23 protein-coding genes, 1 pseudogene and 1 riboswitch are annotated in these 21,141 nt (G+C 47.5%); of the genes and pseudogenes, 21 read left to right on the top strand and 3 right to left on the bottom strand.

Annotation, left to right across the window (positions count from 1 at the left end; all coding sequences use genetic code 11):
* The 5 genes from holB to rsmI all read left to right on the top strand — a co-directional run bounded on the left by holB (window position 1) and on the right by rsmI (window position 3,975).
* Entirely contained in the window at window positions 1-978 is a 978-nt protein-coding gene (holB, locus tag BC351_RS27860; protein ID WP_079417165.1) for a DNA polymerase III subunit delta', read from the top strand.
* A 1-nt stretch (window position 979) separates the two neighbouring features.
* A complete protein-coding gene (locus BC351_RS27855; protein WP_079417163.1) occupies window positions 980-1,783 on the top strand; it encodes a PSP1 domain-containing protein in 804 nt (267 codons plus the stop codon).
* A gap of 59 nt (window positions 1,784-1,842) precedes the next feature.
* Window positions 1,843-2,184, top strand: coding sequence for a DNA replication initiation control protein YabA (gene yabA, locus BC351_RS27850; protein WP_079417187.1), 342 nt, complete (start codon window positions 1,843-1,845; stop codon window positions 2,182-2,184).
* Window positions 2,185-2,266: 82 nt separating this feature from the next.
* Entirely contained in the window at window positions 2,267-3,037 is a 771-nt protein-coding gene (locus BC351_RS27845) for a tRNA1(Val) (adenine(37)-N6)-methyltransferase (RefSeq protein ID WP_079417161.1), read from the top strand.
* A gap of 50 nt (window positions 3,038-3,087) precedes the next feature.
* Window positions 3,088-3,975, top strand: coding sequence for a 16S rRNA (cytidine(1402)-2'-O)-methyltransferase (gene rsmI / locus BC351_RS27840; RefSeq protein ID WP_079417159.1), 888 nt, complete (start codon window positions 3,088-3,090; stop codon window positions 3,973-3,975).
* 151 nt (window positions 3,976-4,126) lie between these two features.
* Here the strand turns inward: rsmI and BC351_RS27835 are convergent, their stop codons facing one another.
* On the bottom strand, window positions 4,127-4,381 hold the full coding sequence (locus BC351_RS27835) for an AbrB/MazE/SpoVT family DNA-binding domain-containing protein (protein ID WP_079417157.1): 255 nt from the start codon (window positions 4,379-4,381) through the stop codon (window positions 4,127-4,129).
* Window positions 4,382-4,752: 371 nt separating this feature from the next.
* Between BC351_RS27835 and BC351_RS27830 the strand changes: the two genes are divergently transcribed.
* Entirely contained in the window at window positions 4,753-6,030 is a 1,278-nt protein-coding gene (locus BC351_RS27830; protein ID WP_079417155.1) for an HD domain-containing protein, read from the top strand.
* A 51-nt stretch (window positions 6,031-6,081) separates the two neighbouring features.
* A complete protein-coding gene (locus tag BC351_RS27825) occupies window positions 6,082-6,849 on the top strand; it encodes a TatD family hydrolase (RefSeq protein WP_079417153.1) in 768 nt (255 codons plus the stop codon).
* Here BC351_RS27825 and BC351_RS27820 read toward each other — a convergent pair.
* Window positions 6,835-8,067 (bottom strand): ABC transporter permease, encoded by a 1,233-nt coding sequence (locus tag BC351_RS27820; protein WP_079417151.1) that lies wholly within the window; start codon window positions 8,065-8,067, stop codon window positions 6,835-6,837. The two genes, BC351_RS27825 and BC351_RS27820, sit on opposite strands and share 15 nt — an antisense overlap.
* Window positions 8,067-8,807 (bottom strand): ABC transporter ATP-binding protein, encoded by a 741-nt coding sequence (locus tag BC351_RS27815; RefSeq protein ID WP_079417149.1) that lies wholly within the window; start codon window positions 8,805-8,807, stop codon window positions 8,067-8,069. The genes BC351_RS27820 and BC351_RS27815 overlap by 1 nt, the downstream gene beginning before the upstream one ends.
* Window positions 8,808-9,089: 282 nt before the next feature.
* Window positions 9,090-9,278, top strand: a riboswitch (cyclic di-AMP (ydaO/yuaA leader).
* Between the two features lie 301 nt (window positions 9,279-9,579).
* Between BC351_RS27815 and BC351_RS27810 the strand changes: the two genes are divergently transcribed.
* The 14 genes and pseudogenes from BC351_RS27810 (at window position 9,580) to fin (ending at window position 21,072) form a co-directional block, all read left to right on the top strand.
* Window positions 9,580-10,719 (top strand): 3D domain-containing protein, encoded by a 1,140-nt coding sequence (locus BC351_RS27810; protein ID WP_079417147.1) that lies wholly within the window; start codon window positions 9,580-9,582, stop codon window positions 10,717-10,719.
* 117 nt (window positions 10,720-10,836) lie between these two features.
* Complete coding sequence (gene rnmV / locus BC351_RS27805) at window positions 10,837-11,379, top strand: ribonuclease M5 (RefSeq protein ID WP_079417145.1); 543 nt, start codon at window positions 10,837-10,839, stop codon at window positions 11,377-11,379.
* Window positions 11,380-11,532: 153 nt separating this feature from the next.
* Window positions 11,533-12,441 (top strand): 16S rRNA (adenine(1518)-N(6)/adenine(1519)-N(6))-dimethyltransferase RsmA, encoded by a 909-nt coding sequence (gene rsmA, locus BC351_RS27800; protein WP_079417143.1) that lies wholly within the window; start codon window positions 11,533-11,535, stop codon window positions 12,439-12,441.
* A 55-nt stretch (window positions 12,442-12,496) separates the two neighbouring features.
* A complete protein-coding gene (yabG, locus tag BC351_RS27795) occupies window positions 12,497-13,369 on the top strand; it encodes a sporulation peptidase YabG (RefSeq protein ID WP_079417141.1) in 873 nt (290 codons plus the stop codon).
* Between the two features lie 248 nt (window positions 13,370-13,617).
* Window positions 13,618-13,893 carry a biofilm formation stimulator Veg gene (gene veg / locus BC351_RS27790; RefSeq protein ID WP_028557365.1) on the top strand — a complete coding sequence of 92 codons (276 nt, stop codon included), beginning with the start codon at window positions 13,618-13,620 and terminating at the stop codon, window positions 13,891-13,893.
* 119 nt (window positions 13,894-14,012) lie between these two features.
* Window positions 14,013-14,183 (top strand): annotated as a pseudogene (locus BC351_RS27785) (small, acid-soluble spore protein, alpha/beta type); the annotation flags it as partial.
* Window positions 14,184-14,625: 442 nt separating this feature from the next.
* A complete protein-coding gene (gene ispE, locus BC351_RS27780; RefSeq protein ID WP_079417139.1) occupies window positions 14,626-15,480 on the top strand; it encodes a 4-(cytidine 5'-diphospho)-2-C-methyl-D-erythritol kinase in 855 nt (284 codons plus the stop codon).
* A 204-nt stretch (window positions 15,481-15,684) separates the two neighbouring features.
* A complete protein-coding gene (purR, locus tag BC351_RS27775; RefSeq protein WP_079417137.1) occupies window positions 15,685-16,521 on the top strand; it encodes a pur operon repressor in 837 nt (278 codons plus the stop codon).
* Window positions 16,522-16,524: 3 nt separating this feature from the next.
* A complete protein-coding gene (locus BC351_RS27770) occupies window positions 16,525-16,908 on the top strand; it encodes a RidA family protein (RefSeq protein WP_079417135.1) in 384 nt (127 codons plus the stop codon).
* 118 nt (window positions 16,909-17,026) lie between these two features.
* Complete coding sequence (spoVG, locus tag BC351_RS27765) at window positions 17,027-17,311, top strand: septation regulator SpoVG (RefSeq protein WP_028557369.1); 285 nt, start codon at window positions 17,027-17,029, stop codon at window positions 17,309-17,311.
* 129 nt (window positions 17,312-17,440) lie between these two features.
* Window positions 17,441-18,844: a bifunctional UDP-N-acetylglucosamine diphosphorylase/glucosamine-1-phosphate N-acetyltransferase GlmU gene (gene glmU, locus BC351_RS27760; protein WP_079417133.1), complete on the top strand. Its 1,404-nt coding sequence runs from the start codon at window positions 17,441-17,443 to the stop codon at window positions 18,842-18,844.
* 164 nt (window positions 18,845-19,008) lie between these two features.
* On the top strand, window positions 19,009-19,653 hold the full coding sequence (locus BC351_RS27755) for a 50S ribosomal protein L25 (RefSeq protein ID WP_079417131.1): 645 nt from the start codon (window positions 19,009-19,011) through the stop codon (window positions 19,651-19,653).
* A 499-nt stretch (window positions 19,654-20,152) separates the two neighbouring features.
* Window positions 20,153-20,713: an aminoacyl-tRNA hydrolase gene (gene pth / locus BC351_RS27745; RefSeq protein ID WP_079417129.1), complete on the top strand. Its 561-nt coding sequence runs from the start codon at window positions 20,153-20,155 to the stop codon at window positions 20,711-20,713.
* A 131-nt stretch (window positions 20,714-20,844) separates the two neighbouring features.
* A complete protein-coding gene (fin, locus tag BC351_RS27740; protein ID WP_036743980.1) occupies window positions 20,845-21,072 on the top strand; it encodes an anti-sigma-F factor Fin in 228 nt (75 codons plus the stop codon).
* Window positions 21,073-21,141 lie beyond the last annotated feature (69 nt).

The following is a 21,141-nucleotide window of genomic DNA, read 5'->3' as shown; positions in this document are numbered from 1 at the left end:
ATGTCCTTCCAAGCCATACCGGGGCAAGCGGCCGCCAAGCAGCTGCTGCAGAACGGGCTGCGGCAAGACAAGCTGTCTCACGCCTATATTTTTAGCGGACCTGTCGGCACAGGCCGATCGGAGATGGCTACCGCGTTAGCGAAAGCGATTTACTGTCAGCGTGGAACGGATGAAGCCTGCGGTGAATGCTTGGAGTGTCGGAAAGTCGAACACAGCAATCACCCGGACCTGCACGTTGTTGCGCCAGATGGCGCCTCGATCAAAATCGAGCAGATTCGTGAGCTTCAGAAGGAATTTGCTTACCGGGCAACAGCTTCCGGAACCAAAATTTATATTCTGCACCGTGCAGAGAAAATGACGGTACAGGCTGCGAACAGCTTGCTTAAATTTCTAGAGGAACCGACCTCGCATGTAGTTGCGATTCTAATTACAGAGAATGGCAATGCCTTGCTCCCTACGATTCAGTCACGGGCGCAGTGGATTCATTTTACACCAATGCCTCGGGAGCAGATGGTGCTGACGCTTCTTGAAGAAGGCCATCCGGCAGCACTCGTGCAGCCAGCTTCTTATCTAACGGCAGGTTTGCAGGCAGCTAGAGAGTTGATTGGTGCGAATTGGTTTGCAGAAATGAGAACCGTAGTGTTACAATTAGCTAAGGAGACGCTCACACGTTTCCCTACTTCTATAATTACGGTGCAGCAACGAATTGTGAAAACAGAACTTGCGGATCACATGTCGAGTCTGTTCGACTTGTTGATTCTCTGGTTTAAAGATATGGTGCAGTTGCGCCTGGAGCGCAGAGATAAGCTTGTATATAATGATCAGCTGGACTGGATGAGCTCCCTCGCGTTCAGCCGGGATGTCTCAGCTTGGGTAGGTATGATGGAGCAAGCCGTAGAACTGCAAAAGCGACTGCGCTTCAACGCCAATTCTCAGTTGGTGATCGAGAAAATGCTCGTGGAGATGCAGGGGGTGTAAGATGTATTCGGTAGTAGGCGTCCGCTTTAAGAAAGCGGGTAAAATATATTATTTTGATCCGATTGATTTGCCCATCGAGAAGGAAAGTGCCGTTATTGTTGAAACCGCTCGCGGCGTAGAATACGGCAAAGTCGTAGTAGGCAAGAAAACGGTCAAAGAGAATGACGTTGTTCTTCCTCTCAAGAAGGTCATACGTATCGCGGATCATACAGATGCAGATCTGGTTGAAGAGAATAAAAAAGCAGCCAAGGATGCGTTCCAAACATGTCACGAGAAAATTAAAGACCATAGTCTTAAGATGAAGCTCGTGGACGTAGAGTATACCTTTGACCGCAATAAAATTATTTTTTATTTTACGGCCGAGGGACGCGTTGATTTTCGTGAGCTGGTCAAAGATTTAGCAAGCATTTTCCGCACACGCATCGAGCTTCGCCAAATTGGCGTACGGGATGAAGCGAAAATGCTTGGTGGTATAGGTCCGTGTGGGCGGATTCTATGCTGTTCCTCATTTTTGGGGGATTTCGAGCCGGTATCCATTAAGATGGCCAAAGATCAGAATTTATCGTTGAATCCAACGAAAATTTCGGGGTTATGCGGTCGATTAATGTGCTGCTTAAAGTACGAGCATGATAATTATGAAAGTGCCAAAGATTCGCTGCCAACCGTTGGAAGGCATGTAATCACCTCTTTTGGTAACGGTAAGGTATTAGGGTTAAATATTAGTGAGCGTACCGCGAAGGTTCAATTGTTCGACCTTGGTAAAGCACTTGATTTACCTTTCGATGATGTGGTTGAACAAGAGTAGCGGCATAAGATCCAAGGAGGCGCTGGCCAGTAAGCATGCATGGCACTAGAGGTGAAAGCGTGGATAAACAAGATATTTTTGGACAAATAGATGAAATAGAAGAACGCATGGGTGCCACTTATGCCGAGTTGGGTGCCTTAAAGAAACGAATCATTATCCTCATCGAAGAAAATAAGAGACTAAGCATAGAGAACCAGCAGCTTCGCAAACTGATCCGACAAGAGGAAACGATTGTCGAGCAGCCTGTAGGAGAGGCAGAAGAAACGCTTCCGTTACCAGGAGCCGGGTATGATAATTTGACCCGCCTATATAATGAAGGGTTTCATATCTGCAATGTGTATTACGGACACCTTCGGACTGAAGGAGATTGTTTGTTTTGCTTATCCTTTTTAAATAAATAAGTGCTTGTGACCGTAGGGGTTTATGCCTTACGGTTTTTTTCCATAAGGAGCAAGATCAAGAGAGGAATGGACGAAGAAACAGATGGTGCCTTTACGACCGACAGAACGTATTGACGATTTATTGACGTATGATTTGAAAATTATTCAAAGTGACGAGGTGTTCAGCTTTTCGCTGGACGCCGTCCTGCTGGGCAGATTTTGCAGTGTGCCGCCTAAGGGGCGTATGATTGATCTATGCACAGGTAATGGCGTCGTACCCCTGCTGCTTGCAACGAGAACCCGCGCCGAAATCTGGGGCGTAGAAATTCAGGAGCGGCTTGCCGATATGGCGGTGCGCAACGCGATGATTAACGGCTTGGAAGAACGGCTGCATATGCTGCAAGGCGATCTGAAAACCATTCATCAAACCTTAGGTCATGGACAATTTGATGCGTTGACCGTGAATCCCCCCTATTTGCCGGTGCCAAATGGCGAGCAAAATGTGAATGAGCATTATGCTGCTGCACGTCATGAGATACATTGCACCTTGGAAGATGTTATTGCGGCGAGCGCGAAGCTGGTCAAAGCAGGCGGTAAAGTGGCGATGGTCCATCGTGCAACGCGGTTAATTGATATTTGTTATCTAATGAGGAAGTACCGGCTTGAGCCCAAACGCATTCGTTATGTACATGCTCGTGCGGGCGAAGAAGCTATGATGGTGCTTATCGAAGGCATGAAGGACGGGAAACCGGAGATTCGGACGCTGCCCCCGCTCATTGTGTATGACGAGAATCAGGAATATTGCAAGGAATTGAAGGAGATTTATTATGGGGGCCGAGCCTCTTTGGAATTCTCAGCAGAAGCAGCGGAGTAAACGAGCGAGAGTCGATATACAACTAAGTCGAATAGTAAAGAGGGAATTCTGTGAGCTTGAATGTGCAAAAAAGTTATCGCGACGATAGAAGCGGCGCGGGTACGCTATATTTGGTTGCTACGCCGATCGGCAACTTGGAAGATATGACCTTCCGCGCGATCCGCATCCTCAAGGAAGTGAACATGATCGCCGCGGAAGATACGCGGCAAACGCGCAAGCTGCTGACGCACTTCGAGGTCGCTACGCGACTCGTCAGCTATCACGAACACAACAAGCAGGCAAGCGGACCCGAACTCGTCCGCTTGCTGCTTGAAGGGCAGAGCATCGCGCTGGTCAGCGATGCGGGGCTTCCGGCCATCTCCGATCCAGGTTACGACCTGGTGAGGATGGCCGTAGCGCAGGACGTGCCGGTGGTGCCTATCCCCGGCGCGAATGCGGCTCTGTCGGCGCTGATTGCATCAGGCCTGCCGACCGAGCGGTTTGCCTTCGTCGGGTTTCTCCCCCGGGAGAAAAAGGATCAGACGAAGGTGCTTGAAGGGCTGCAGCACGTGCAGGACACGCTGCTGTTCTATGAGTCCCCGCACCGCGTCGATAAGACACTTGCCCGCATGGCGGAAGTGTGGGGAGCGGAGCGCCGGGTGTGTCTCGCCCGCGAGCTGACGAAGCGGTACGAGGAGTTCCTGCGCGGCACGATCGCAGAGTGCCTCGAGCACTTAGAGCAGTACCCGCCGCAGGGCGAGTACTGCATCATCGCCGAAGGCACCTCAGCGGCCGCAGCGCGGGAAGCGGCAGACGGCTGGTGGGAGGCGATGACGCTGGGCGACCATGTGGAACATTACGAGCAGCAGGGCAGCGACCGCAAGGAAGCGATGAAGCAAGTCGCGAATGATCGCGGGTTGTCCAAACGCGATATCTATAATGCACTTCTCGAGCGCTAAGGCGCTCGGGCCCGTGCTTTTGCCGCAGAGTTCGGACAAAAAAAGATCTCTAATCCGTGGCCGAAGCCAACAAATTAGAGATTAGAGGAGATATGAAAAAGGTTAGAATTACCAATAGGATAAGTGCTACTTCTATTATACACTAAATTTCTTATTTTGTCACAGGTGTTGGCATTTCTGCTAAACAAATATGACAAACAATTTTTCCTTTGAAGTAGGAAACGTTTTCGGCGTTGCCGCAGAAGATACAAGCAGGCTCATATTTCTTAAGCATGATGCGCTCGCCATCAACATAAATTTCCAAAGCGTCTTTCTCGCCAATACCCAAAGTGCGGCGCAATTCGATCGGGATAACAACGCGCCCCAATTCGTCAACTTTTCTTACAATGCCTGTAGATTTCAACATATATAAAAAACCCCTTTCGATTTTATTAAAACTTTATCAATATCGTCATGTTTCGACATATCTTCTTGCCTAATGATACCAACCATTCCCAAAATAGTCAACCATATTTTCGTGCAGTTTAGTCTTTAATTCATAAATTTTCAAATTCTTGTCACTAACCAATTTAAGCCAAAAACCAAGTGCAACAAGGATTTGTAAGCCTTATACTACGTAAGAGGGTCTTGGTTAGTGAAATTTATATAGGAAATGCCTGAGAATAAAGCACATCAAAAATGGAATTAGAAATTCGACAAAATACTACAAAGCATGTCGAAGTATTGATTTGGAATTGTCGAAAAGATTAAACTTATATAAAGAGAGGTTGTGAAGGGATGAAGGAAGAGAAGGTTTTCAAAGATCCGGTTCATAAATACATTTACGTACAGGACGCGACCATCTGGGATTTAATTAACACACGGGAGTTTCAGAGGCTGCGCCGCGTTCGGCAGTTGGGCACATCGTACTTAACTTTTCATGGCGCTGAACATAGCCGCTTCTCCCATTCATTGGGTGTGTACGAGGTCACTCGCAAAATTATTTCACAATTCGAACGCAATCAATATGATGACTGGCCTAAAGAAGAGCGTCTTCTCTGCTTGTGTGCGGCCTTGCTGCATGATCTAGGGCATGGTCCCTTTTCGCACTCGATTGAAAAAGCCTTCGGAACGAAACATGAGGATTGGTCCTGCCGAATTGTGCTGGGGGATACAGAAGTCAATGAAGTGCTTAGCCGGGTATCGCCGGACTTTCCGAAGAAGGTCGCTGGTGTTATCTGCAAATCCTACAGTGAAGAGATTGTCGTGAGTCTTGTCTCCAGTCAGTTGGATGCCGATCGTATGGATTATTTGCTGCGCGATGCTTATTTCACGGGTGTTAATTATGGCACCTTCGATCTGGAACGGATTCTTCGGGTGATTCGGCCGTATAAAGGGCATATTGTGGTCAAGGAAAGCGGCATGCATGCGGTTGAAGATTATCTGATGTCCCGTTATCAAATGTATTGGCAGGTCTATTTCCATCCGGTGACCCGCAGTGCGGAAATATTGCTGCACAAAGTTTTTGCGCGTGCTAAACATTTATATGAAGACAACTATGTGTTTGGATTTATGGTAGAGCCTATTTTGCATCTGATCCAGAATAAAATTACACTGGAGGATTATCTGCTGTTGGATGAATCTGTCATGCAGACAATGTTGACATTCTGGTGCCAAGAGAAGGACCCTATCCTTGCGGATATGTGCAAACGGTTTTTGGACCGCAAATTGTATAAGTACAGTACCTTCGAAGAATCGAATCAGCATCTGATTAAACGGATGGAAAAGGTGATGGCGGAAGTTGGCTTCGATCCGATCTATTACATGGAAATTGATTTCCCTTCGAATCAATCTTATGATGTGTACAGACCAGGTGAAACAGATGACAATTTGCCTATCTTTCTGCTCGATCATAAGGAGAATTTAACGGAAATTACACATCGCTCTGAAATTGTGCAGTCTATAAGCGGTTTCCAAATGGGGAAACATCATGTGTATTATCCGGAAGAGCTGTTGGAGCGCTTGAACGCAACGAACTACCCGGATTTGTGGGAGCTGCTGGGCGAGCAAGAATAATGAGTACTTTCAACATAAGGAATAAGGAATAAGGGAGAACGGAGAACGGCCATGCTGACAGATTCACATACACATTTGAATGCAGAGCAATTTAACGAAGATCAAGATGAAGTCATTCAGCGGGCGCTGGATGCCGGTGTCACTCGCATGGTGAACGTAGGTTTCAACCGCGAGACGATTCCAAGCTCCATAGCTCTTGCGGAGAGATATGATTTCATCTATACGACGGTAGGTTGGCATCCCGTAGACGCCATTGATATGATGCCCGGTGATTTGGAGTGGATTGAAGAACTGTGCAAGCACGAGAAAGTTGTCGCTATCGGGGAAATTGGTTTGGATTATTACTGGGATAAATCACCGAAGGATGTTCAGCAGCGGGTGTTTCGCGAGCAAATTCGTCTAGCTCGCAAATTGAGCTTGCCGATCGTTATTCACAATCGTGATGCGCATCAAGATATTTTGCATATTTTAAAAGAAGAGAAGGCGGAGGAAGTCGGAGGGATTATGCACTGTTTCTCGGGGAGCTGGGAGACGGCCAAGCAATGTTTGGATATGAACTTCCATATCTCTTTCGGAGGTCCTGTGACGTTCAAAAACGCCAAACAGCCCAAGGAAGTGCTGGCGCAAGTTCCTTTGGACCGTTTGTTGATTGAGACTGATGCTCCCTATTTAACCCCGCACCCTTTCCGCGGCAAACGCAATGAATCTGCCTATGTTCGTTTAGTGGCTGAAACAGCCGCGGAAATTCGCGGGATGACGCTCGAGGAGATCGCCGAAATTACGACAAACAACACCATTCGCTTGTTAGGCCTCAAGTAAAGCGTTCTTCTGAAATCTGCGGCGGAGCACAATTCCGCAGATGAACGTGAGAAGCAGGAGTGCAGAGACTGGAACTAAGCTGTAAATAAGGCTTGATCGAATTAATAGTGGAATGCTCAGAATACATAGCTCTATCAGCAAGACCAGCCAGATAATAAAGGCGAGCGAACCGGCTTTGGAATCGCGATCCAGCGGATACATATCCAGCCAGAAGGTGTAGCGGTGAGCTCGCTCAAGTGAAGTCAATTGAATGAGTGAGATTAGCAGGCAGACAAGCATGATGAAGCATCTTGCCGTTTCGCTGCTTGACACAGCAATTGCGAGCGTGCCGATCAAGGTAAGACGCAGAACGATCGAGAACAGCTCTGTACGCAGCAGTGTTTTCATATATATGTACAAATAGGTGGCATCTTGTCTAAAAGGAATAAATCGTGTCAACCCGCTGATCCATCTTCGGCGGGTTATTCGCGTTGGGAGACCTGGCACATCCACGAACCAGTTGAAAAAAGCGTATAGTCTAGCCTGCTGCTGTTTCTCCTTGGCGATCAAGTAATCCCATGCGATGACATATTTGGAGACGAAATGCGTTGCGGCTAACCAGATAAGAATAAGCAGAATCGCAGCAGCGCTTGCCCATAGAACATTGTAGTGAAATTGTATGACAATCAGAGCGATAGTCGCGATCCAGCGATAGCTGGTGGACAGCAATCGGGCACGTTCGTGAGCGAAGCGGCTCTCTTGCCAGCTGGCTGATAAATTAGCTATCTTCATTAGAAGGAGTAGAAACAGCATCCATAAAAAATGCTGTGAATTCGTTCCTAAGCAGTGATGATAAAGGGGCCACAGCACAACCCAGGCGAGAAAGGTTCGAAAGCTCTGCAGTGCCAAGCTATACATATATCCACCACGAAAATAGGTGCCCATTTGGTGCTCAATACGCAGTAGAAACATGCGGTCGGCACTCCGGAGCAATGTGCGAATGGGGCTTGAAGCAATAGACGGAACAAGCAGGAGCAAGACGAACCATAAATAGGGATAATCTGTCGGAAGACGCTGTAATATTTTTGCGTAATAATAGGAAGAAAGAATGACAAGAAACAACACGAGTCCAAGGAAGTTGCTGCGCGCTGCATATTGCCAATAGCCCATGGATTCCTTCATATAATGTTGAAATCTTTGCTGCCAAAGGGTACGCGTGTCGATCGTCATCGTGCTCATTAGGATTCCCCTTTGACCAGCTTGTAGAAGATGTCGTCCAGTGACGCCTCAGGAAGCTCGGTTTGACCGCGCAATTCGACTAAATCACCTTGTGCGACCATATGGCCGCGATGCAGAACCACGTAGTTGTCGCAATATTTCTCAATTGTAGACAAAATATGCGAGGATATAAGGAACGAGGCGCCTTTATTCTTCATTTTGACCATTAATTCCAACAAGGAGCGAATTGCCAGCGGGTCGAGGCCGAGGAACGGTTCGTCGATGATGTATAAAGAGGGCTCGATCAGGAAGGCATTCATAATCATGACCTTCTGCTTCATCCCCTTCGACAAGTGGCTGGCAAAGCTGTTCAGCTTGTCCTGCATTTGAAACTGCTCCAGCAGCGTGCTTGAGCGGGATAGATAATCCTCTCGGGACAAGCCGTAAGCCATGGCGGTCAGCTCCAGATGCTCACGAATCGTAAGCTCTTCATAAAGCTCTGGGCTCTCGGGTACATAAGCGTAGGTAGAGCGGTAGGGAATGGGTTGTTCGGCAAGTGTTAAGCCGTTAATGCGAATCGTGCCTTTTTGGGGCTGGAGCAGGCCAAGAATGTTTTTGATTGTGGTACTTTTTCCTGCGCCGTTGAGTCCGATCAACCCCATCATTTCACCTTGAAGGATCGAAAAGGTTAAATCATGAAGGACAGGTTTGTTCGGTAAATATCCTCCGTATAAAGCGTCAACTTGTAAAATGGGCCCCATCATAGTGCCTCCCTGAATAGCAAATTATTGGTATTTTTCAATTGGTTTTCTACACGATCATTATAAACAAATTTGGTTTCTAAGCCTAGTTTGAGTGCGTAAATACGAAGAAAGTTAGTATTCGTACGTTATAAAGAGTTAAATGTAGATAAAAGGCAGTTTTATTGGTTAATTAAGCTAATTTTAAACGATTTAGCCCTTTTTAGTAGGTGTTATTGCCTTTACAGGTTAAGATTAACAGCGTAATATACTTTTCATAATAACTTAATAACCAATTTGCCATTTTTCCATTCGCTGAGTTCCAATTATGGGAACGGGGGAACCACTGTAAGCTGGAACAGTCGATAACTGTTGTAGTGAACAGAGTGAGTAACAGGGGTGAATCTTGGAGTGTACTTCGTATACTTTGAGTAGGGCGACTCTCACGTCCGAATCCGTCAGCTAACCTCGTAAGCGTAAGAGAGGTAACGATTGTCGTTCGTGCTATTTGTGTATTTCACTATGCAAACTAAGCCAGCGAGAAGAGTCCTCTTCTTGCTGGCTTTTTGTCTCCTTTTGGTGCTTTGCACATTTCGGACGACTAAAGTGTACCTGGAATTCATAGGATGTTGAGTGGTTGAACTGGTGTGGGACGACCAGAAAGCAGCGGTAATGACCTTAAATTACTTTGCTGTCGAAGGCGAACACGTTAAGTTAAACTAAAAAACCTTAGTCGCGTCAAATTTAATCATGCTGTAACCTGGCGGCGAGGCTTTGAAGGAGGACCGAAGAAGTGGGCAGTATCTCAATTAGCGAGACCCATGTAAAACGATCATCCAGCATGTCCTTCGCATTGCGATGGAAGCATGAAAACTTGCGTTTGATTTTAAGCTTAGCTCTAATCTCAATCGCAATGACTTTCATGTTTTTGGTGTTGTTGTACGGTACGGCTACCAAGAGCGTATCCGTGGTTGTGAATGGACAAGAAACCGTTGTACATACGAAACAATGGGTCCTGCAACGCCTACTGGATGAACAAGCCATAACGATTGGTGAACACGATGAAATATCTGCTGTGCCTACGACCAAAATCAAAGGCGGAGACAAATTTGTTATCGAGCATGCTTCACCAATTCAATTGACTGCTGATGGAAAGACCACCACTGTTTACACAACTGCAAGAACGGTAGAAAGTGCATTGCAACGTTTACATATTGCACTTGGGGAGCACGATCGAATTACTCCCGAACCGACAGCCGCTCTGGCTTCCGGCGATGAAATCAAAGTCGTCCGTGTGAAAAAAGAGACGGAGGAAGTCACTGAGCCGATCGCGTTTGATACACAAAAGAAGAACGATGCATCGCTGCTCAAAGGCAAAGAGCAAATCGTCCAAGAAGGTAAAGAAGGCGTGCGCTTGAAGAAGAAAGAAAAGACTTTCGAAGACGGTGTATTAGTCGCGGAAGCAGTTGTGGGTGAAGCAGTACAAACAGAAAGTATTAGTAAAGTGGTGTCTGTAGGCACCAAAAATCCGGTTGTCGCGCTCTCGGCCTCTTCGCCAAGCGTGGATGAGATTTCGAAGAACGGTGTGACTTTCGGATACAAACAAATCCTGAAAAATGTGAAGCTCACGGCTTATTCAGCGGGAGCCGAATCAACAGGTAAATCCGAAGGGACTCCTGGCTATGGGAAAACCTATACAGGTACTACGGTAACAGAAGGAAGAACAATTGCTGTAGATCCGAAGGTTATCCCACTCGGATGGTGGGTTTATATCGAGGGGATTGGTTTCCGCCGTGCAGAAGATACCGGCAGCGGTGTGAAAGGCCAAACCATTGATGTTTACTTTGAGGATAACGGGTATGCCAATAAATTCGGAACCAAACAAGGGTACACGGTCTATGTGGTCGGGCCCAAAAAACCGTCAGAAAACTAACGTGTAAACGACTGTTTCAGCGGGAAGAATGACATATATACGTTGCCAGGCTTCAGCCTGGGCGAAAGAAGAGGGGACCCCTCTTCTTTTTCTACGTTACTCGAAAGGAAACCGAGTATGATTAAAGAAGTCATCGTCGTCGAAGGAAAAGATGATACAACTGCGATACGCCGAGCGGTCGAGGCGGATACGATTGAAACCGGCGGCTCCGCCATCGGACAAGCCGTATTGAAACGAATCGCACTTGCGCAGCAGCGCAGAGGCGTTATTATATTTACGGATCCGGATCATGCAGGTGAACGGATTCGGAAGATTGTAGCAGCCAAAGTGCCTGGCTGCAAGCATGCTTTCATCACGCAGGAGCAAGCTGCGTACAAGGGCGATATCGGCGTCGAGAATGCCTCGCCGGAGACGATTCGCCAAGCTCTTCAGAGCCTTCGGACGGAATATGAAGGTGTGGTCTCGCAGCTGACGATGGAAGATCTCATGGCGGCAGGGTTGATTGTACATGCTGAGGCGGCGTCTCGCCGGCTTATTGTGGGAAGTGCATTAGGAATTGGCTATTGCAATGGCAAGCAATTCTATAAACGCTGTGCGATGTTCCAGATCTCGCGAGAGGAATTTGAAGCGGCTTTAGAGCATTTGGAAGCGACGAACTAGATTTCAGTCGAGATTGCGCTTGCAGCGCTCGTACGGGCCGTTAGAGGCCTTTGAGAGTTTCGGAGTAAGCTCCGAAGCAAGTCTTCTTGAAGAAGCAGATTTGAACGATAGACATTCAGGAGTCCAGAACCTATAGATAATGAGGCCTATATGATGAATATACCCGGCAATGAGGTAATTGTAACAGCTGAAGACGTGGCAACACCGAGTAAAACGAAACAAATTATTAAAAAGAATGGTCTTGTGCTCAAAAAGAGCCTAGGACAGAACTTCTTGATCGATCAGAACATTCTAAGCAAGATCGTTATGGCAGCTGAGCTTGGACCTAACAAGGCTGCGCTTGAGATTGGCCCAGGTATTGGGGCGCTCACGCAGCAGCTGGCTAAGCTTGCAGGCCGCGTAGTGGCCGTTGAGATCGACCAGCGCCTGCTGCCCATTCTGGCCGAGACGATGGAGCCCTACCCGCATGCGACTGTCGTCCATGGGGATATCCTCAAAACCGACGTGCAGGCGCTGTTCCAGCAGCACTTCGAGGGCATGGATGGCGTCAGTGTCGTCGCCAACCTGCCTTACTACATCACGACACCGATCATCATGAAGCTTCTCGAGGAGAAGCTGCCGCTGGAGAATATCGTCGTGATGATTCAAAAAGAGGTGGCCGACCGCATGGCGGCTCGCCCTGGCACCAAGGATTACGGCAGCTTAAGCATTGCCGTGCAGTTCCACTGCGAGCCGGAGCTTGTCACTATCGTGCCGCGCACCGTCTTCGTGCCGCAACCGAACGTCGATTCCGCCGTGATCCGGCTGCGTGTCCGCAAAACTCCGCCGGTTGAGGTGGCGGACGTGGACTTCTTCTTCGCCGTCGTTCAGGCGTCTTTCGTCCAGCGGCGCAAAACCCTTTATAATAACCTCGCCGCTCGGTTCTTCACCAAAGAAAACAAGCCGGAGCTGGAAGCGCTGCTGCTTGGCATTAACATTGAGCCTTCGCGCCGCGGCGAGACGCTCAGCATGGAAGAGTTCGCGCGCTTGTCGTCGGCTCTTCGCGCGCACGGCTGCAAATAACCCGCACCAAATGCCCAGCCCCGCCATAGGATACCCCTAGGAGGGGATTTCTGCGATGAGGCAAGGAGACTTTGTTACCCGTAAATCCTATGGCGGAGACGTCATGTTTAGAATTGAGCGCATTGAGCAGTTGAAGGCTGTCTTGCGAGGTGTGGACTATCGATTGCTGGCAGATGCGCCCTTGGTGGACTTAACCATCACCAATCCGACGGAAGCGATGGATCACCCGCGATCCAGCTCGCCCGAGTTTCGCGAATCGCTGCGGCGTTTGGCGGAATCCCAGATGCAATTGCAGGAGAAAAATCAAATCTCCATCACCAATAAACAGAAAACGAATATGAGTTATTTTGAAGTACCGGGCAAAGTATTGCATCTGGATGGCGATCCGACCTATTTGCGGAAAAGTATGCAGATCTATGGAGAATTACGCATACCCGCAGAAGGGTATTACATCCCTGAATCACAGATGGCGGAGGCGCTGCATAGGCTGCTGCCGCAGATTAAGCCCGATATTGTGGTGATTACAGGTCATGACGGCATACTTAAGCATCGTAAAAGCAGAGGTCCTAACAATCTGAGCAGCTATAAGAACTCACAGAACTTCGTAAACGCAGTACAGATAGCCAGACAGTACGAGCGCAATCGGGATTCCTTGATTATTGTGGCTGGTGCCTGCCAGTCCCATTTTGAAGCGTTGCTGAGGGCTGGAGCCAATTTCGCCAGTTCGCCTGCCCGTATTCTCATTCACGCCCTAGATCCGCTGTGCATCGCCGCCAAATTGTCTTACACCTCAGTAAGAGAGACGATCTCGATGCTGGACATTGTTGATTTGACGGTGACAGGTTTGGAGGGCTTAGGTGGTGTGGAGACGAGGGGAAGCTATCGGATGGGAATTCCGGGTATTCAACATTCGGAAGAGCATGTTTAACGGCCTATATAGAGCACTTGCTTGTCGTTCCTCTCTTAGGAGAAGGATGGCGGAGTAGGTGTTCTTTTTTTGTTGGAAAAGTGTGAATAATTTGCGAACTTTGGAGACAACCTGTAGAATGGGGAAAACAGAAATTAGGCGAAAATGCCGTTGACAACAGGATTGTGGTGCTGATATAATATTTGCCCCTGTTTGACATGCCTGTCTGAATGGGTTATAATTGACAAGGAAAGAGGTGGTAGTTGACAATGGCAAAAAATGCGCTGTTGGAGATCAAACGCAGTTTGGAGCCCCACGTTGGGCAGAAGATCATGTTGAGAGCGAATGGTGGCCGTCGTAAGACTGTTGAGCGTTCCGGTGTTTTAGAAGAAACCTACCCTTCTGTGTTTATTGTGAAATTAGATCAAGAGTCACACGCCTTTAAACGAGTGTCTTACAGCTACGCCGATATCCTTACTGAGTCCGTTGAAGTTACGGTATGTAACGATGATGGCCAGGTTCGTATCACCTATATCCAACATTAGCTTAAATAGTTTCTTATATGAGCAGACCCTGAGGGTCTGTTTTTGCATTTGTATGGACCTTCTTCCCATGGGCATACTAAACCTACTTTCAGATGAAAAATAACGAAGGAGGTTAGGGTATGGGTCGCAGAAGAGGCGTTATGTCCGAAAATTTCAAATATGAATTAGCCAAGGATCTTGGGTTTTACGAGGTGGTGCAGCGTGAAGGCTGGGAAGGCATTCGAACGAAGGATGCGGGGAATATGGTGAAGCGGGCGATTCAAATCGCTCAGGAGCACTTGGCGAAGCAGTATACGGGCTCGTCTCCGTCAACTATGCAGTCCGCACAATCCACTTATCATCAGCCGACGTATAATCAACCAACTTACAATCAATCAAGCGGCTATGCGCCAACTAATTATAATCAAGCTGTGCAGACGCCTGTACAGTCTCAACAGAACTATTCACAGCCTGTCTTTCAGCAAACTGGATACGGAGGGATGCAGCAAGGTCAATCCTCCTATAAGCCTGCATACGCCTATTCACCTGCTGTTACAAACAGCAGCAATTATGGAAGTTCAACTGTATCCAGTCAGCCCAATCCGGCTTTTCTAAATCAGCTGATTGCGGGCTCACAGCAGGCTTCGCAGATGGAACATCGTCCCCACTAAGAGCTAAAGCGATTGCTTTAGCTTTTTTTTTGCGCTTTTGTTATAATATTTTAACGGCAATCGAGCAAAAGAAGGTGATCGTATGAAGATTTTTGAGAAAGCACCGGCGAAAATTAATTTATCCCTTGATGTTTTACATAAAAGAGCGGACGGTTACCATGAGGTTGAAATGGTGATGACGATGGTCGACCTAGCGGATCGAATCGAAATGCAGGAGCTTGAGCGCGACACGATCATCATCTCCAGTCAAGCGGGATACATTCCGCTAGATGAGAAGAACCTGGCCTTCCAAGCGGCACGTCTGATTAAGGATCGTTATGACGTCAAGCAAGGGGTCTACATTCATCTGGACAAGCAGATCCCTGTGGCTGCGGGCTTAGCTGGAGGCAGCAGCGATGCGGCGGCAACGCTCAGAGGGTTGAATCGGCTATGGAACTTGAATATTCCCATGGAAGAGCTTCAGGTGCTTGGCGCAGAGCTTGGCTCTGATGTGCCCTTCTGTGTCACGGGAGGCACGGCTGTAGCAAGGGGGCGCGGAGAGAAGCTGGAGCCTATCGTTTCTCCGCCTCAGTGCTGGGTGATCTTGGCGAAGCCGCCTATCAATGTGTCAACCTCGGAGATTTACGGGAAACTGAATGCGCGGAACATTAAACATCATCCTTCTACGGACAATGTGCTAAGTGCCATTCGTCATAAGCAGTTTGATCAGCTATGCGGGAGTCTTGGCAACGTGCTGGAAGAAGTGACGCTGGATCTTTATCCAGAGGTGAGGCATCTCAAAGAGTGCATGCAGCGGCTGGGCGCGGACGGAGTATTAATGTCAGGCAGCGGGCCGACAGTCTTCGGGCTTGTTTCCAAAGAAGCGAAGGTGGCAAGAATCTACAATGGTTTGCGTGGATTTTGCAAAGATGTTTATGCAGTGCGGATGTTGACGTAGCGTGGTGTGTGATGCAGGCGGGGGCCCCTGAACAGGGCCCTTTTTCCTTGTGTAGGAATAGCGTGACAAAAGGCTGCAAAATTTGATTATATGTTAGTTTGATGTTATGTTTGTGTTAATATAATTTTCATGTGAAGCTTGAATAAATACGTATAAAAGTGGTATATTTTCTTTATAATATTCGGATTTATGGGGGGTAGTGCGATGAAAAAGTTGAAAAGGAGCGCTAGGCTGGTAGAAATGACGCAATATTTGTTGTTTCGCCCCCATTCGTTAATCCCTTTAACGACTTTTGCCGAGCGTTACAACTCAGCTAAGTCCTCGATTAGTGAAGATTTAGCGATCATCAAAGAAGTGTTCGAGGAAGAAGGACTGGGCGAACTGCATACACTTGCGGGAGCAGCCGGCGGTGTGAAATTCTCACCCAAAGTACCGAAGGAAACCTCGCTGAAATTTATTCAAAATCTTTGTTTGCAACTGCAGCAGCCGGAACGGATCCTACCGGGCGGTTACTTGTATATGTCTGATATTATGGGGCAGCCCCAATATTTGAACGAAATTGGCAAAACGTTTGCATCCGCTTTCGCTGGCCGAGATATCGACGTCATTATGACCGTAGAAACGAAAGGCATTCCGCTCGCCTATGCGACGGCTACTTATATGAATCTGCCTGTTGTCGTGGTTCGCAGAGACAGTCGCGTGACAGAAGGCTCGGCCGTTAGTATCAACTATGTCTCGGGTTCGAACAAACGTATTCAGACGATGTCGCTGGCGAGACGGGCGTTGAAAGAAGAATCAAAAGTCCTTATCATTGATGATTTCATGCATGTAGGAGGCACCATTCACGGCATGATGGATTTGTTGGCTGAGTTCAAGGCTACTGTCCAAGGGGTGGGCGTCTTCATGGAATCCTGTGAAGTCGAGGAGCATCTCGTTGACCAATATGTATCTCTGGCTCGTTTGTACGGCGTAGACTCCAAGACGAAGCAGATCACGGTAGAGCCGGGCAATTATTTTGACGCTAAAAAAGGAGAATCCTAGACGATGGAATTGATTTCAACTTCGGCAGCGCCTGCTGCCATCGGACCTTATTCACAGGCTGTCAAGCTGGGCAATCTGCTCTTCACTTCGGGACAAATCCCGCTTGGTTTGGACGGGCAGATTGTTGAAGGCGGTATCAAGGAACAAGCGCATCAGGTATTCGCGAATTTGAAAGGCGTGCTCGAAGCAGCAGGGTCCTCTTTTGGCCAAGTTATCAAAGCGACTGTTTTTCTTAAAGACATGAATCAGTTTGCAGAGCTGAATGAGATTTATGCCACCTATTTTGGAGACCATAAACCAGCTAGATCTACAGTGGAAGTGGCGCGATTGCCACGCGATGTTTTTGTCGAAATAGAGTTAATTGCTGTGATTCCTGTCGAAATTTAACATTAACATTAAGATTGTATAAAATTATCGAAAATTTCAAAAAAAGAAGAAGGAATTTGCATGAGGATGTGGAATATATCACCCAAGTCTCAGAGATGGAAAAAGGTGGTGAACACAAGTGCAAATTACAGATGTAAGACTCCGCCGGGTCAACTCCGAGGGGAGGATGAAGGCGATTGCTTCCATTACCATTGATAACGAATTCGTCGTACACGACATACGTGTCATCGATGGGAATAACGGAATGTTCGTGGCAATGCCTAGCAAACGGACACCGGATGGGGAGTTTCGCGATATCGCTCACCCCATTTCTTCCACAACCCGCGAGAAAATTCAAGCAGCCGTACTAGCTGAATATGACCGTGCAGCAGTTGAAGAAGAGGTAATAGAAGAAGGCGCATAATCTAACTTAATGAGAGAGCCCTCGAGGCTCTCTTTTCTTTAGGGTAGGTTTGATGCTATATTTGGTGATGAACTGATCAATTAACCATATATTCGTGTGATCATTTAGAATAAGGGGGTTGGATGGTAGTTGAAGCTCATGGCGATTGTGTTAGCGGCAGGACAAGGGAAACGTATGAAATCCAAGCTTTACAAGGTGCTTCATCCGGTCGTTGGCAAACCGATGGTAGGGCACGTTGTTGATACGCTGCAGCATATAGAAGTAACGAAAACGTTGGTTATTGTTGGATTTGGCGCGGAGGCTGTCAAAGGCTATCTGGGAGATCGCGCAGAGTATGCGCTGCAGGAGCAGCAGTTAGGGACTGGGCATGCCGTTCTTCAAGCGAAGGAAGCGCTTGGTCAAGAAGACGGGATGACCATTGTGATCTGCGGGGACACCCCTCTAATCTCGGAAGCGACGCTGCGGAGCACAATGAAACTGCATCAAGCGTCGAATGCGGCTGCGACCATTCTGACTGCGAAGCTCGATGAGCCGCAAGGGTATGGTCGAATTATTCGCGGCGAAGACGGACGAGTGGCGCGGATCGTGGAACAGAAGGATTGCAGCAGCGAAGAAGCGGCTGTTCAGGAGATCAACACGGGGACGTATGTTTTCGATAATCAGAAGCTGTTTAAAGCTTTGGCCTCAGTAACGAACAATAATGTGCAAAATGAATATTACCTGACAGATGTTATCGGCATTTTGACGGGTGCAGGAGAAGTTGTCCAAGGCTATTGTATGGCAGAGGCAGCTGAATCCATCGGTGTGAATGACCGTGTTGCGCTTGCGGAAGCAGAGCGTTTGTTCAGAGCTCGCATTAACCGTGAGCATATGCTGAATGGGGTTACAATTATTGATCCCGCAAACACGTATATCGAAAAGGATGTTGCCATCGGGGCGGATACGGTGCTGCTGCCAGGTACAATTTTGCGCGGAAGCACCGTTATCGGCGAGCAATGTACGATTGGGCCGCAAACGGAAATTATCGATTCCATCATTAAAGATGACGTGACGATTAAACAGTCTGTTCTTCAGGATGCTTTTGTCGATAACGAAGCGAGCGTAGGCCCGTTTGCTTATCTAAGACCTGGCGCGAACATCGGGAAACAAGTGAAAATCGGTGATTTCGTAGAAATTAAGAATGCGACGGTTGGCGACGGAAGCAAAGTATCCCACTTAAGTTATGTGGGGGATGCTGTTGTTGGGACGAATGTGAACTTCGGTTGTGGCGCTATCACGGTTAACTATGATGGATTCAATAAGAGTCTGACAGAGATCGGCGATGACGCTTTCGTAGGCAGCAATGTGAATTTGGTTGCTCCTGTGAAGATTGGCAATGGGGCTTATGTTGTTGCCGGCTCTACCATTACGCATGCTGTGCCTGAAGGCGATCTGGCGATTGCCCGTGAACGGCAAGTCAACAAGCCTGGCTACGCGGATAAAATTAAAGCGCGAATGAAAGCGAAGAAAGCTAACAAAGCAAGCAAAGAGTAAGCACTATGCAGCGATTCGCTAAAAAACGGTAAATCTCCCTTCGTGAGGGGGAATTTGGATGGAACTTCTTAAGGTTGGGCACGCTATGCATTAGCTATGACCCACTCGGTGTTGCTTGTGAATATGAGCATGCCGGGCAAAACGCTTAGGAGGTTCTTTTTCTTATGGTATTGTCGTTAAAAGCGGAAGCCCGCAAAGAAGCAACAAAATCAGATATTAAGCAACTGCGTGCGAAAGGAAGAATTCCTGCGGTTGTTTACGGCAAAAAGGTAGCTGCTACGGTCATTACGGTTGATCAGAAGGAATTAATGGCGCTGCTGCGTCACAACCCGCATGCGATTATTGATCTGGATCTGCCGGATGGCGGTGGCAAACAGCCTGTTATGATCAATGAAATACAGCGCAATCCGCTTAGCCGCGTTTTGCTGCATGTTGATTTTCACCAGATTAATATGGATGAGCCAGTGAAAACGGTTGTGGCCCTGGAATTCATCGGCGAGGCCGAGGGCGCCAAAGAAGGCGGCATTGTGCAGATCCAAATGCATGAGCTGGAGATTCGCTGTCTGCCGAGTCAAATACCAGGTTCGATTCAAGTGGATATTTCGAATGTGGGACTTGGCGAGAACATCCTTGTGAATCAAATTACGGTACCTGCAGGAATTGAAGTGAAATCGGATTCCAATGATCTGATTCTAACTGTGCTTGCGCCGCAAAAAGAAACGGATGTGCCGCAGCCTGCGAACAACGAGGAGAGAGTTGGGGAAGCGGAGACATCGAATGAGGCTGCGACAGCCGAACAACCGGTGTAGCCTGCGAAGCAGCTATTCGAGCGGATCATGAGCTGCAAGATGAGATGCCTTCTCCTATGAGGAGGCGGCTGAAGGTAGACACAGGCGGATTTTCATTCAATTGGAATGGAAATTCGCCTGTATTTTATGGTTATCCTTATGTTTTCTACTTTGAAAACGTGAATGTTCTTGTGATATTGACAGCGAATATGGCCACTCGGCATCTTTTATTTATTAAAGTTGTAAGCGTTTAATACCCGGGCCGCGAAAGAAAAACGTGAGTTTTTCGGTTGTAAAATGTATGATTGATTTGAACGAATTGCGGGCTGTAAATTTCAATGAAGCCTATATCCTTGTGGAGATTTTGATAGTATACTTGGACGGGAATGCTGGCATCCAGATGATCTTGGTAATGCAGATTGCTTGTAAGCTGTTGACCGTTAAGATACATATTTGCTGATTCACCCGCAGCTTTGAATTTGATTTTTTTACATAGAGATCTAGGAGGACTTGGAAGAAAATGAAATGTTTTATCGGATTGGGTAACCCGGGTAAACAATATGAGATGAATCGGCATAATATCGGTTTCATGGCCATTGACCGTTTTGCAGCCAAATGGGGGATTACCTCTTTTCAAAACAAATGCAAGGGGCTTCTCGGCGAGGGCAATATCAATGGGACGAAGGTTTATTTGCTTAAACCGATGACCTACATGAACTTATCCGGCGAATCGATGAGAGCTTTCTTGGACTTCTATAAAGCGAAGCTGGAGGATGTCACGATCATTTATGACGATATGGATACATCTTTCGGTCAGATTCGGCTTCGTTATCAAGGAAGTCCAGGGGGCCATAATGGGATTAAATCAATCATTCAGCATGGCGGGACACAGAGCTTCAACCGTATCCGCATGGGAGTGAACAGACCGGCTCCAGGCTACAATATCGCGGATTATGTCCTATCCAACTTCTCCAAGGAAGAAATGAAGTCCATCGAAGATGTGCTTGATCTTACTTGTGAAGCGATGTTGTCCAGCTTGGGAGAGCCTTTCGAGAAGACGATGGGCAAATTTAATAAATAAGGCGGTCTCGCCCGGCTTCAGACTCATTGTATGCAAGTTCCTTATTCGAAAATGACTATGGCACATTCGGCTAATTTATCCGGAGAATGGTCATACTAGGATGTAATCGAATAAGTGAAGGAGGCATACATATGATTAAGTATATTTGCAGGCATTGTCATACCTTTGTGGGGGAAATTAATCAGCAGGCGATAACGGAACAGCAGTTAGGTTTCCATTTCTTGACCCCTGATGAGCGTAGAGATATAATATCGTATAACACGAATGGAGATGTTACGGTTAGGGTTGTTTGCGACTACTGTCATGAAGCGTTAGAAGCGAACCCGGAGCTTTCCCTACTGGCCAGTCCGTTGCAGTAAAAATTAGGAAGATAAAGAGTTAATAGCCGAGGCAAGTGTGCCAAGGCTTCTTTTTGTGAGAGGAGTGTA

This window comes from Paenibacillus ferrarius (genome assembly GCF_002027705.1).
Taxonomy (GTDB): domain Bacteria; phylum Bacillota; class Bacilli; order Paenibacillales; family NBRC-103111; genus Paenibacillus_E; species Paenibacillus_E ferrarius.
This window is presented reverse-complemented; position numbering and strand designations above follow the sequence as displayed.